Source organism: Trinickia sp. (assembly GCF_051961175.1).
Lineage (GTDB): Bacteria > Pseudomonadota > Gammaproteobacteria > Burkholderiales > Burkholderiaceae > Trinickia.
The window spans coordinates 1-13,252 of record NZ_JBQCDN010000327.1; the positions used below are offsets into that span (position 1 = coordinate 1).

At 60.4% G+C, this 13,252-nt stretch carries 12 protein-coding genes; 10 read left to right on the plus strand and 2 right to left on the minus strand.

What is annotated here, in order from left to right; translation table 11 throughout:
• Nucleotides 1–81 precede the first annotated feature (81 nt).
• On the plus strand, nt 82–297 hold the full coding sequence (locus ACTHL0_RS19570) for a type II toxin-antitoxin system MqsA family antitoxin (protein WP_440568534.1): 216 nt from the start codon (nt 82–84) through the stop codon (nt 295–297).
• A gap of 221 nt (nt 298–518) precedes the next feature.
• On the opposite strand, the gene ACTHL0_RS19575 is transcribed toward ACTHL0_RS19570, so the two are convergent.
• A complete protein-coding gene (locus ACTHL0_RS19575; RefSeq protein WP_440568523.1) occupies nt 519–1,676 on the minus strand; it encodes a helix-turn-helix transcriptional regulator in 1,158 nt (385 codons plus the stop codon).
• A gap of 186 nt (nt 1,677–1,862) precedes the next feature.
• Here ACTHL0_RS19575 and ACTHL0_RS19580 point away from each other — a divergent pair, with 186 nt between their 5' ends.
• The 9 genes from ACTHL0_RS19580 to ACTHL0_RS19620 all read left to right on the plus strand — a co-directional run bounded on the left by ACTHL0_RS19580 (nt 1,863) and on the right by ACTHL0_RS19620 (nt 12,707).
• Nucleotides 1,863–3,491 carry a hypothetical protein gene (locus ACTHL0_RS19580; protein ID WP_440568524.1) on the plus strand — a complete coding sequence of 543 codons (1,629 nt, stop codon included), beginning with the start codon at nt 1,863–1,865 and terminating at the stop codon, nt 3,489–3,491.
• A 273-nt stretch (nt 3,492–3,764) separates the two neighbouring features.
• The gene (locus ACTHL0_RS19585; RefSeq protein ID WP_440568525.1) at nt 3,765–4,661 is read left to right on the plus strand and encodes a nitrilase family protein; all 897 of its coding nucleotides are present in this window, start codon (nt 3,765–3,767) and stop codon (nt 4,659–4,661) included.
• Nucleotides 4,662–4,718: 57 nt separating this feature from the next.
• A complete protein-coding gene (locus ACTHL0_RS19590; RefSeq protein WP_440568526.1) occupies nt 4,719–5,888 on the plus strand; it encodes a substrate-binding protein in 1,170 nt (389 codons plus the stop codon).
• A 75-nt stretch (nt 5,889–5,963) separates the two neighbouring features.
• Entirely contained in the window at nt 5,964–6,797 is an 834-nt protein-coding gene (locus ACTHL0_RS19595; RefSeq protein ID WP_440568527.1) for a branched-chain amino acid ABC transporter permease, read from the plus strand.
• On the plus strand, nt 6,790–8,652 hold the full coding sequence (locus ACTHL0_RS19600) for an ABC transporter permease subunit (RefSeq protein ID WP_440568528.1): 1,863 nt from the start codon (nt 6,790–6,792) through the stop codon (nt 8,650–8,652). Before ACTHL0_RS19595 ends, ACTHL0_RS19600 begins: the two co-directional genes overlap by 8 nt.
• Entirely contained in the window at nt 8,649–9,356 is a 708-nt protein-coding gene (locus ACTHL0_RS19605; RefSeq protein ID WP_440568529.1) for a branched-chain amino acid ABC transporter ATP-binding protein, read from the plus strand. Before ACTHL0_RS19600 ends, ACTHL0_RS19605 begins: the two co-directional genes overlap by 4 nt.
• A 23-nt stretch (nt 9,357–9,379) precedes the next feature.
• On the plus strand, nt 9,380–10,681 hold the full coding sequence (locus tag ACTHL0_RS19610; protein ID WP_440568531.1) for an amidase: 1,302 nt from the start codon (nt 9,380–9,382) through the stop codon (nt 10,679–10,681).
• A 143-nt stretch (nt 10,682–10,824) separates the two neighbouring features.
• Nucleotides 10,825–12,078 carry a transporter substrate-binding domain-containing protein gene (locus ACTHL0_RS19615; protein ID WP_440568532.1) on the plus strand — a complete coding sequence of 418 codons (1,254 nt, stop codon included), beginning with the start codon at nt 10,825–10,827 and terminating at the stop codon, nt 12,076–12,078.
• Nucleotides 12,075–12,707 (plus strand): ANTAR domain-containing response regulator, encoded by a 633-nt coding sequence (locus tag ACTHL0_RS19620; RefSeq protein ID WP_440568533.1) that lies wholly within the window; start codon nt 12,075–12,077, stop codon nt 12,705–12,707. Before ACTHL0_RS19615 ends, ACTHL0_RS19620 begins: the two co-directional genes overlap by 4 nt.
• 175 nt (nt 12,708–12,882) lie before the next feature.
• Here ACTHL0_RS19620 and ACTHL0_RS19625 read toward each other — a convergent pair whose 3' ends face one another.
• Entirely contained in the window at nt 12,883–13,227 is a 345-nt protein-coding gene (locus ACTHL0_RS19625) for a cupin domain-containing protein (protein WP_440568535.1), read from the minus strand.
• Between the last annotated feature and the right edge of the window lie 25 nt (nt 13,228–13,252).

The window sequence follows — 13,252 nt, forward strand, 5'->3', positions numbered from 1 at the left end:
CTGGATCTCGCTCTGATATTGTCTTGGTCTTGCAGGTGGAAAAAATCTAGTCGCCGCAAGCCTCACTGTGGGAGTGCCGATATGAAATGCCCTGTTTGTGGCGCAGCCGATCTCGTTCGGGACACGAGGGATGTACCCTTCGTGTACAGGGGGAAGGCCACGATCATTTCTTCGGTGACGGCTGACTACTGCCCCGCGTGCGGGGAGTCCGTGCCGGGCAAAGCTGAGGCAGACCGTATGTCGGCGTTAATGCTCGCGTTCAAGCGTGACGTTGATGAGTCACGCTCCGTTCGGTGACGGTCGACGAACTGTCAACGGCAATGCGGGAGAGTGCGGGTACAATGCTGGCCTGGATGCACGTAACCATTTGATTTGTTGGATAAAGCGGGGGCAATGCTGGGCGCTGCGACGGAATCATAATCCGCAGGTCCGGGGTTCGAATCCCTGATTCGCCACCAGCTTCAAGAAAAAGCCCTTGATTCGAAAGAATCAAGGGCTTTTCGTTTTGTCCGTTCCCCTCATCGGTCAGTAGGCTGGCGGCGTGGAAGCACCCACAGCATTGCGCTGACAGCCTCTGCCTGGTTTCGGGTGTGTGTCTTGTTATAGATCGCCCGCAGCTGCGTGCGGACCGTGGCAAGTGAAACGCCAAGACTGGCGGCACATTCATCAGGCGTCTTGCCGCTGATCAAAGCCTCCCCGACCGCGGCCTCCGCTCTCGACAAGCCGAACACCTCCTGCAACTGATCTGCAACGACGAGGGTGCCTGCGCGTCGTCGCCTGGCGGTAACCATCATGGCTGCATCGCCAAACGCCGCACGCATGGCCTGCCTGGGAAGATATGTGATATTGAGGAACATGTCGTGGACTCCGTCCAAGCTTCCTCGCAAGGCCAGGCTTTCGCCGCGCCTCGTTTGGGCAACGCGGGCAATCGCTGCCTGAAACGCGTCATTTTCGGCTGCCGGAGCAGCCGTTAGTCGGCCATGCACCAGTTTCAGGCAGGCTGTCGCGCGTAACATGGATTCGGCCGCCTGATTGGTAAAGACGACACGGAAATGTCCATCCAAGGCGAATACCGCAAGATCGAGTTCCCCCATCAATTCCGAGCCTATCGCGGCGTCGCGATGCAAAATCTTCGCGTCCTGCCAAAGATTGATGGATCGCTGAAGGTGCCCGGTCATGCTGGCAGCCATCGCTCGCTCTTCGCGTGAGTAGGGCGTTCTGCCATGTGCTCGTAGCAGACCCAGCAGAATGTCGTCACCGCCCGGACGCGCCAGGCGCACCCCCATCAAGTAGCGAAAGCCCCCTGGAAGCTGGTAGTCCTGGAAGAATTCGCTACGCGCGACGTATTCCTCAGTGAGGTAGTCCTGGCAAGAAACAAACGCTCCGATCGCTGCGTGCTCGACAAAAGCTCTGCGTGGATCGAGCGCGCCGTAATATTGGTCGTATTGCGCAACGAGGGTGTCCAGTTCCTGGCGAGGGGAGTAGATCGAAAGATGGGGAGCATTACGCAAGGCATCCCAACTGAACATGTGAAAGCAATTCGCGCCAAATGCAGTCGTGACCTGATGGAACACCTCGAGAAAATCGTCATGTCGGAACGCGGCCTCATAGAGGTCTCCGATGAGCTGATCTCTTAGCAATTTCTTTCTCCCCGAAATCACCGCGCTCAGGCGCATTTTTTCTGAATTGTCACGTGCCCCGGGCGTGCCAACACACCCCCTACAGGCGCATTCGACTACCGGGCAAGAATAACCGAAAGAGCCCGCATTGTTCCCTGTTTTTCATCCATCTGAATGATGACCGGCAGAGCGAGCGTCAGGAGAATCCGATCCACTCAATAAAACGATTCAGGAGTCGGGGAAATGAAGCTCACACTTATTGCGGTCAGCGCTGCGGCGCTGGTTTTGTCAGCTTGCGGCGGCGGCAGCGATCCAACCTCCGGCATCGACCGTGCTGCGGCGCAGGTCGTCAAGGGCACGGTCGCCACCGGTGCACCCATGTCCGGCGCAGCAGTCAAACTGACTTGCGCATCCGGTTCGGGCGGGACAACCACCGCCGCTGACGGCAGTTATTCGATCACGCTCAGCGGCGGTAGCCTGCCCTGCGTGCTGACCGCCACCAGCAGCGACAGCACGGTCGTCCTGCATTCAGTGGTACCGGGCTCCGGGTCGGGCAGCAGCAATACCACTGCGCAAATCACGCCGCTCACCGAACTGCTTGTCGCCCAGTTGAGCGGGCAAGACCCTGCCCAATTTGCGTCGAACTTTGGCCCGACCACGATAGTGAGCGCCGATACGGTCAGCAGCGCCCAATCGGCCCTGGTTTCCGTGCTCAAGAACGCCGGGGTCGATCCTTCCAGCATCAGCGACTTTATCGGCGGCACGATCAGCGCTGGCAGCCATCAAGGCTATGACGGCATTTTGGACGCGCTGCAATCCACAATCACGAGCGCCGGCACGAGTTTGAGCGAATTGACCACCGCGGTTGCCAACAGCACCGGCAGCACCACCGCAGCCACCTCGACCCTTGGCACCCTCCTCGCGCCCGCGAACCCGGATTGCACGGCGCTGAAGAGCGGCGGTCACCGCCTGATCAAGCTATCCGATGGGTCTGCGACGCTGGTCACCGTGGATGCGGCGAAACTGACCGTCGCCATGAGCGGCACGACCTATCAGCTCACCAAGAACGCGACCTGCGATTTCTCGTTGAACGATCCAGGTTCGACGCGCGTGCTGGTGGCCAAATCCGGGCTGGCGTCCTGGACTAGCGGCAGCGGCACGACGGGCGTCGCATCGCTCTCGATGCCGGCCCAGACCTTGGACCCGAGCGTCATCAATGGGGGCTACAACTTCGCGTTCTTCAGTGGCTCACAGCAAAACCTGTTTGGCACCCATCTGTATTCGAAGGGCGTCACCACTGCGGCAACCAACTGCCCGAACGGCTACGGGAGCTGCGCAGTCGACACCGTTACGCCGTATGGGCATCTGGTTGCCACTTCCGATGGCGGCGCGGACTGGATTGACGATGGCACCGCGGGCAATGCCGGTTTTCACGCGTTCGGATTCAGAAACGCGCAAGGCAACGTCCTCTGGATTGCGACAGTACTGGGCACAGGCGGCGGTGCTGGCATCTTTGTTCCGCAAACGACACTGCCCCTGCCCGCGATCGGTACGACAAGCGCCTTCTGGCAAACCACTGTCAGCAACAGCACCGGCCTGAGCACGGTCACCGAGGATAGCCACATCATTACCGCGGTGAATGGGACTACCGTCACCCGTACTTTTGCCGACCAGCATACTGACGTGCTGAGTTACAACGATCCGTTCGACGGGATGCGTCACCGTGGCGCCAATGCTTGCACGACGACAACCGGTGCGGCAGGGAGCTGCAAGGCGAATGTGCAATTGCCGCTGGGCGGTATGACGCTGTCGTGGTCTGGCTCTGGAACTGCGTATAGCGTTTCGGTTTCGGTGAACAAGCCTGGCACGTGAGCGCATTGCGCCAGACGTCCTAGCCAGTTGGCGCCGGTCGACTTGTCTGCACTGACGCTTCCCGCGCCAGGATTCTCAACGTCACTAGGGACTTTCCCTCCAAGACGGCAATTTTCTTGACGGCGTGATGCGAGTCTCGTAAATTTGCGACAACAGTTGCCATGCTTTTTGGCAGCGCCGCGGCAACGATGCCGCGCCACACATGGAAGGCTATGCAGCCCCCGAACTTGCGTACCACGCTGGTTCGGGGGCTTTTTGCTTTTGGAGAAAGAAATGGAGTTGTTGCAGCGCAACCCTCGCGGACACGGACTCAACGGCCCCGTGCTCGCGTGCGTGCAGATGGAGCCCCGTGTCGGGGAGAAGCACGGAAACGTTGTGCGGTCGATCGAATACATCGAAGAGGCCGCGAAAAACGGCGCATCCCTGGTCGTCCTGCCCGAACTGACCAATACCGGCTATGTCTTTGCCGACCGTGAGGAAGCGTTCTCACTTGCCGAGGACCTCCCGACCGGTGAAACGGCACAGGCGTGGGCGGATGTCGCGCAGCGCCTGGGTGTTCATATTGTTGCTGGTATCGCCGAGCGCGAGGGGAAGCGGCTCTATAACTCAGCCATTTTTGTCGGTCCCTCGGGTCTCGTTGGCATCTATCGCAAGCTCCACCTCTGGGATCACGAACACCTTTTCTTTGAGTCCGGCAACCGGGGCGTCCCGGTCTTCGATACGCCATTGGGGCGAATCTCGATCGCCATCTGCTACGACGGGTGGTTTCCAGAGGTGTATCGCCTCGCCGCCGCGCAAGGCGCGGACATCGTTTGCGTGCCGACAAACTGGGTACCGATGCGGGGACAGTCGGCCGATCGTCCCGCGATGGCCACGACCCTCACCATGGCCGCCGCGCATAGCAACGGCCTGATTGTCGCGTGTGCGAATCGAATTGGCACCGAGCGCGGTCAGCCATTCATCGGCCAGAGCCTGATCGTGAGCGGCGACGGAAGTCCCCTGGCCGGACCTGCCAGTCACGACCAGGAAGAGATCCTATATGCCGCGATCGATCTGCTGCGCACCCGGTCGGGACGCACGCTCAACGCATTCAACCACGTGTTGCGCGATCGGCGCACTGACGTGTACGACACGATGCTGGGCACCGGCTGGCCTTCCTCACGCTCGTGAGATACCGGCGTTCGCATGACCCCCAACCCTAGTCAGACCATCAGTGAAGGAAACAGCATGAATCCGTTCAAACAACGAATCCTCGTTGGCGCCATTGCGGTATTGGCCGCCATCGGCACCTGCACCAACGCGTTAGCGGCCGATCCCATCAAGATCGGTGTCGCGGTCGGCTTGTCCGGCGCCAACAGCGTGGTTGCCCCAGCGGTAGTGCAGTCCGCTCAACTTGCGGTCGACGAAATTAATGCCTCCGGCGGCATCCTTGGCCGCAAGGTCGAACTCGAAATCGCCGATGATGCGTCCGGCGCCGTGGGTGCACAGAAGGCTTACGACACGCTGGTTTTCCAGAAGAACGTCGACGCCATCATTTCGATGGAAACCAGTGCCGCCCGTAACGCGGCGCTTCCCATCGTCGCGCGCGGCAAGAAGCCGTTTATCTATACGTCGTTCTATGAAGGCCGGTCGTGCAGTCCGTGGATGTACGTGAACGGCTGGGTGCCGGAGCAACAGGTCGCACCGGTCGTCGACTACTTCGAGAAAAGCAAGGGCGCCAAGACCTTCTACCTGGTGGGCAACGACTACGCCTTCGGCCGGGGCATGCTCGAGTTCACGAAGAAATACATTGAGCAGCATGGCGGCAAGGTGATCGGGGAAGCGTACCTGCCGATCGACGGCAGTGACTGGACGCCGATTCTGTCCAAGATCCGCTCGGCTCATCCCGACGCACTGATCAGTGCCACCGCCGGCGGTGCGCCCAACGTCGCGCTCGCCAAGCAGCTCAAGGGTTCGGGGCTGACGCTACCCTATGGCAACCTCGCCATCGACGAAGGGACAGCGAAGAGCATGGGGGACGTCGCCACGGGGATCTACATGTCCGGCTCCTATCTGACGAGTATCAACACCCCCGAAAACAAGAAATTTCTCAAGGCCATGGATAGGCAGTTCGGCAAGGACGTGAAAACACCGAACGAACTGTCCGAGCCGCAATACGAAGCCTTCTTCCTGTACAAGGCTGCCGTCGAGAAAGCAGGCACTACCGATCCTGCAAAGGTAATCAAGGCGCTGAATCAGGTGTCGTTCGACGGACCACGTGGGCCGGTAACGATGGACAAGAGCCGGCACACGCCTCTCGCAATGCGTCTGGGCCAGATTCAGGCAGACGGCTCCGTGAAGATCCTGCAAACCTTTCCGGACGTGGACCCGGGCGCACAGTGCCCGAACATTAAGTAAGCGCGCTCGGCAATGCTGCATCCGCCTGATCGCCGGGCCTCGTCAGTGCGCAGGCGGATGTGACTGGAGACGACAATGGTTCTAGCACTAGATATTTTCACAACCGCGGCGGTGCTGTTTATCGTGACCGCCGGGTTAATGGTCATTTTCGGCGTGATGAAAATCGTCAATTTCGCCCATGGCGCCTTGCTGACAATGGGCGCGTACGCGAGCTTCGTGGTCACCCAACTGAAGCTCAACCCATGGGTCAGTTTGCCGCTGGCGATCGTTGTCGGCACCGCTGTCGGCATGCTTGTCGAGCAGGTGATCGTGCGGCCCCTCTACAAGCGCCCGCTCGACGCGATTCTCGCCACCTGGGGCTTGGGAATCGTCATCGGACAGCTCATCGTGATGGCCTTCGGTCGCGAGGTCCAGTTCGTGGAAACACCGCTGAAAGGGGCTTTCTCGATCGCGGGCACCGATTATTCCGCCTACCGCCTGTTGTTGATTCCGATCGCTCTCGGTCTTTGTGCCCTCATGACTGCGCTTCTCACGGGAACACGCTTTGGCGTCAAGACCCGTGCGGTGATCATGAACGAAGACTTGGCGCGGGGGCTCGGCATCCATTCGGGCCGCATCCGCTTTATCACGTTCAGTCTCGGGGCCGCCTTGGGTTCCCTGGCCGGCACGTTGATTACGCCTTTGTCGAGCGTCGATCCCAATATGGGACTGACGTGGCTGATAAGCGCCTTCATGCTGGTCATGGTGTCAGGCTACTCGATGGTCAGCCTGCTGGTCACGTGTCTCGTGTTCGGGGCATGCCAGGTTGTGGTCAGCACGTTTGTCAGTCCGGTACTGGGCGGCCTGACCATCGCCGTGCTAGCCGCGCTCACGCTGCGCATTCGTCCGAAGGGGTTCTCTCATGGCTAAAGTCAACGCGCCGCCGAATCATGTCGGCGTCGATTCCTCTCACGGCGAGGAGCGAGTGCGCAAGCCGCGAACGATGCATGCGCGTGGATGGGCTATGGTTGGTGGGTTCGCCGCTTTACTACTGGCCTTTGGTCCGTTTCTGTTCGGCACGTATCTTCTAAACATCCTGATTCAGGCATTTTTCTTCTCGATCGTCGCAGTGACAGTGGATCTCCTTTGGGGATACACGGGGTATCTGACGTTCGGGCAATCGGCCTTCTTTGGCCTGGGCGCCTATGCGGCGGGTCTGGTCTTCACGCACGGTGGCTTCTCGGCCGGTTACGTCGTGCTGGCGCTGGGCGTGGCCATCGCGGCGACTGCGGCCGTCGCTGCCCTGCTCGGCTGGCTATCCTTCTATCGGGGCGCTTCACCGTTTTTCGCGACCGTGATGTCACTCGTGCTGCCGATCGTCCTCAGCCAGTTGCTGCTGTCCGGTGGTGAATGGACCGGCTCAAGTTCAGGGCTGACTGGCTATGAGACGTTCGATCTGTCGCTCCAGGTCTGGTACTGGATCGCCGGGGCCGCGTTGCTGGTCATCGCAACACTGGCGTGGCTCTTCGTGCGCAGTGATGGCGGTCGCGTGCTGGCGGCCATTCGCGACAATGAATCCCGCTGTTCGTACCTCGGTATCAATACCTCGTTTGTCAAGATCATCCTGCTGATTGCAACTGCAATCATCGCCGGCCTCGCAGGCTTCGGCTACGGATCGTTTAGCGGCGTGGTCGCTCCCGAACTGACCGGTTTTGTCCTCGGAACCCAACTGATCATCTGGGTCGCGCTTGGTGGCCGGGGAACGTTGTGGGGACCGGTGATCGGCGCGCTCCTGATCAACGTCGGGACATCCTATCTCAGCAGCAGCATGCCCTTTGCGTGGCAACTGATCCTCGGCGCCGCATTTGTGACGGTGATCGTCCTGCTGCCGCAAGGTCTGGTGCCGTTGCTTCTGAAGCCGTTCCGCCACCTGGCCGGCAACGGCGTTGAACCCCAACTGGTCGGGCGGCCGGTCCGGGCGGAGCACAAACCGGCACAATCAGACCCTGCGCTGCAAATGAGCGGAGTCGCCAAACATTTCGGCAGCCTCAAGGTGCTGCAGGGCATTGAGCTGAACGCCAACGCGGGCGAACTGGTTGGCCTGATCGGTCCGAACGGCGCCGGCAAGACGACATTGATGCGCTGCATGAGCGACGGCGCTGAACGTTCTGCCGGTACGGTCGTACTCTGTGGCAACGATATCCGGGAACTGCCGCCGGACCGGTGCGTGCACTTCGGGCTGGGCCGTAAGTTTCAGAACGCGAACGTCTTTGACACACTCACCGTCGCGGAATGTTTGAGAATCGCAGGCACGATCATCGAACGACCTTCACTGTTCCGACGCTCGCACACGCTTGCCTTGCCGCCCTATGCCATGGAGGTGGTCCGTACCACCAGTCTTGATCGGATGCTGAGCGCGGTGGCAAAGGATCTTTCGCACGGGGAACAGCAGGCGCTCGAACTGGCGATGGTACTCGCGCTGGAGCCAAGGATCGTGCTGCTCGACGAGCCAACCGCCGGATTGACCAAGACCGAGCGCACGCAGATTGGCACCGTGCTGGCCTCACTGGCTCACCAGTATCGGCTCTGTTGTCTGCTGGTGGAACACGATCTTGATTTCGTTGCCGAGATCGCTACCCGTATCGTGGTCCTGCATCAAGGCCGCATCGTGATGCAGGGCAACTTCGACGAGGTGGTCAATTCGGAACTGGTCAGGACGATCTATGCCGGAACCGCGCAGGGCACGGCGTCCGGCGGGACCACGACACATCAGGAGGCGTCATGAGCCAGATCGCGTTGGACCTGCAGGACGTCACCAGCGGTTACAAGGCATCCGTCGTGCTTCGCAAACTGTCGATGACCGTCGCTAACGGCGAGGCGGTCGCCTTGCTTGGCAAGAACGGCATGGGTAAGACCACGTTGCTCAAGACGATTATGGGTTACCTGCCGAAGAAGACCGGCACGATCCATGTGCGCGGGCAAGATATTACCCGGATGGCGCCGCATCGGATCGCCCGGGCTGGAATCGCCTACGCTCCCCAGGAACATGCGTTGTTTCAGGATCTCACCATCCGCGACAACCTTCGCCTGGGGCTTGCCAAGGCATCGGTCTTCGATGAACGCTTTGACGAAATCGAACCGATCTTCCCGGTATTCAAGAGCCGGCTGAAGCAGTACGCCGGGACGCTCTCCGGCGGCGAACAGAAGATGCTGCTGGTTGCCCGTGCGCTCATGATGCGCCCGTCGATCATCCTGCTTGATGAAATCACGGAAGGCTTGCAGCCGTCCGTGATCGACCGGCTGGCCGAGGCGTTGCTGTGGGAACGTAGCCGCCATGGCACCACGCTTCTACTGATCGAGCAGAACGTCCCATTCGCGCTGAAGGTCGCTGACCGCTATGCCGTGCTGAAGCAAGGCGAAATCATCGATCACGGCAACGCGAAAGACGAAGAAGCTGCAGGTTCGATCTTCGAGCACCTACGGGTTTGACACCCTCCAATGACTGAGCCTCGATGAACACAAACTCATTTTATCGACCTGTCTCCGGGCTGGATCTGCTCACACGAATCGGCAACGACCCGCCATTGCGTGGTCGCGTCATCCTCGACACCCTTGCGCGCATAGAGGACGTCGATCCGGACGTAAGGGCAATGACCGCCGTCGCTCAGCGCGAAGCCGTGATGATGGCTTCGGCGGCCGCTGCGAAGGGGGCGCTGGCAGGCATGCCAATAGGGGTGAAGGATATTTTCGACACCGACGACCTCGTCACCAGCTATGGGTCACCTATTTACGAGGGCTACCAGCCCAGATCGGATGCAGCGATCGTCACCCTGTTGCGTCGCAATGGCGGCGTCATCATGGGCAAGACCGTGACCAGCGAGTTCGCCTACATGGCGCCGACCGCGACACGCAACCCGTGTGACATGGCACGTACGGCTGGCGGATCGTCCTCGGGTTCGGCTGCGGCTGTGGCGGCCGGGATGGTGCCTTTCGCGATTGGTTCGCAAACCGGCGGCTCGACCATCCGGCCCGCGTCGTTTTGCGGCATTGCCGGCTACAAACCGACGCTCGGCATGCTGCCCACGGTCGGCATGAAGTGCTTCTCATGGTCGTTCGACACCGTCGGTCTGTTTGCTGCCGGTGTGCGCGACGTCGCTTACCTCGCCCAGGTCCTGTCAGGCCGCCAACTCGCCGTGGACGGCGTAGCGGTTAGCCCTGTCTTCGGCGTTCCGGATAGCTACCCGTGGACGGAACCGTCGGTGAATGCGAGCGCCGCGCTTGATACCGCCATTCGGGCAATCGAGCGCGCGGGTGGCCGCGTGCGGCGGGTACGCTTCGGTTCCTGGATGGCGGACATGGTCAGCGCACACGACACGATCCAGAGCTACGAAGCCTGGCAGACGTTGGGATACGAGTACGATCATCATCGTGGTGTTCTGTCGCCGAAGCTTGCGGCGTTTCTCGACCGGGCGGCTGCGGTCGAAACGGGAACGTACGCCAAGGCGTGTGTGTTGATGGCACAGGCGAAGGACAGGCTATCCGAGCTCTTCGATGGCCTCACCGGATTGCTGACGCCGAGTGCTGCCGACGAGGCACCCCACGGGCTGGGTTCGACTGGAGATCCCGCGTTCAATCGCAACTGGACATTGCTGGGATGCCCGTGCGTGAACGTGCCCGGACTATGGGGCGCGCGAGGTGGTCCGATCGGCGTGCAGGTCATCGGCCGTCCGTGGGAGGATGCACGATGCCTCGACGCCGCTGCGTTCGTCGAGCAGGCGATCGCGGCTACGGCGGGACGTCATCCCGCGCTGTAGGCAGCGAACGAAGCGCTGCAACCAGGAGACCCAATGGGGTCGATCATGCGGCAGCCGGACAACATAGCGTCGGCACAGCCAACGACAGGACGGGTGACCTCGCTGCGGGAACAGGTCTCCCCAATTATGGATGGAGCGATGCCATGACCATTGGAAGCTCATACGACTATCCCGCGGTGCGAGCGGCGGAACCGGCTGCTGGCAGTCGACGTGCGGACAACACACCCGTCACCTCTTCGACTGACCTGCGGCAGGGTACCCACGAGGATGGCTGGCGCATCGGCGTCCTCTACTCGCGAACCGGCGTGACCGCAGCGACCGAATCCGAGCATTTCTTTGGCACCGTCCTTGCAATCGAAGAGGTCAATGCCGGCGGCGGCGTCGAAGGGCGTCTGCTCGACCCGGTCGTGTACGATCCGAAGAGCGATCCCGATGAATATCGGCGACTCGCCACGCGCATGCTGCAGGAAGACGACGTGACGGTGATTTTCGGCTGCTCCACTTCGTCGAGCCGAAAGGCTGTGCTGCCGGTGATCGAGCGCAACAACGCGCTGCTGTGGTACTGCTCGATCTACGAGGGATTCGAGTATTCGCCAAACGTAATCTACACGGGTGCGGTGCCCAACCAGAACAGCATGCAACTGGCGGCCTATCTGCTCCGCAATCATGGCCGTCGTTTCTTCCTGGTGGGCGCGGACTATATCTATCCGCGAGAATCGAACCGGATCATGCGCGATATGGTGGAAGAGCATGGCGGCGAAATCGTGGAAGAAGTCTATCTGCCCAGCGACGCCGATCCATCGGCATTGGAGGCCATCGTTCGGGAGATTAAGGCGGTCGAACCCGACGTGGTTTTCTCGACGCTGATTGGCCGCGGAGCGCGCGCGTTCTACAAGCTGTACCGTGAGCACGGCATCGATCCCGCACGCATCCCGATCGCCAGCCTGACGATGACAGAAGGCGAAACGCGGATGATCGGTCCGGACTTGTGCGGTGGCCACATCATTTCTGCCAGCTATGTCAACTCGCTGAGCAACGAGAGCAACAAGCGCTTCCTGAAATCGTGGCAGGCGCGCTTCGGAGATCAACCCGCCAGCATGTGGTCCGAGATGGCTTACAACCAGGTGCACCTCTTTGCCCTGGCCTTGGCTCGCACCGGGAGTCTTGATACGGCAAAACTGGTAGAGGCGGCCCGCGATGTTGAATTCGATTCACCGGAGGGGCTGCTGAAAATCGATCGCGAAAACAATCACGCGATCCTGACTCCTCGCATCGCCGTTTGTCGACCGGACGGCGCATTCGACGTGGTGTGGGAAGGCCGCGCTCCGATCAAACCGGATCCCTATTTAACATCGTACGGCTTCGCGGAGTTCTGGCTCGATGGAGAACCGGCATGAACACGGGTGCGCGTCGGTTGTTTGACGATCTGCGAACGCTACGCGTCCTCGTGATCCATCCGCCGGGGGATGATCGCAGCGTTCTGGAGGAGCAGTTGCGCCGGATCGGCTGTCCGGTACGCGTCGTCTGGCCGTTTCCGTCGCAGTTGCCCGTAGATGTCGACGTGATTTTCTTCCTCGTGGGTCCCGAACTTCGCAGCGCGGGAAACTGGTCTGCGGCCGACACCGAAGCGACGCTCATCGCATTGTCCGACTACGAAAATCCAACCGCCTTGAAAATGCTCGTTGATACCCAGGCGCACGGCGTGATCACGAAGCCATACCGCTCCACCGGGATTCTGAGTACGTTGGTGCTGTCACGTGCATCCTCCGGCTATCAGCAGCGACTGCATCACAAGATCGGTAAGCTGGAGGAAGCGATCAAGGCGCGACGCCATATCGAGAAGGCCATTCGCATCCTGATGGATGCCCATCGGCTGAACGAAAATGACGCATACGAACACATGCGCTCAAGAGCCACGAGCCTCCGGGTCACGGTAGGCGAGATCGCCACGATGGTGATCGACGCCCATGAAGCGATGGAAAAGCTTGGTCTGGGGAAGGCATCCAAGCCCGACAAAACGGGATGAAGTCGCGCATCTACCGTCGAGGCTGTTCAGGTAGCGCTTGTGAGCACCGGCGCGCTTGACGCCCTCGATTATCGTCGAGTCGCCGGTCCTGGACCGGCGCGGCAGCCGCTGTCAAGAAAATGGGTGCCGAATGGATTACCGATCCTGCATCAACACCCCTCCCCTCGCATCGGCCTCACGCAAACACGAAATACTTCCGCACCGTCTCCACAACTTCCCACGTGCCCTTCATGCCCGGTTCGATCACGAACACATCGCCGGCTTTCAAGTGCTTCGGCTGTTCGCCTTCCGGCGTGATGATGCAGTAGCCGTCGAGAAAGTGGCAGAACTCCCATTTCTCATAGTTCACCTCGAACTTGCCAGGGGTGCAAATCCAGGTGCCCATGATCTTGCTGCCGTCCTTGGACAGGTAAGCATTCAGGTTCACGGTGTGCGGGTCACCGCCGATGCGCTTCCACTTGGTTGCATCAACGACCGGAGTCGGGCAGGTTTCGCGCAAAACGGTAATGAAATCGGACATATCCACTCCAAGCCATTGGGTAAGG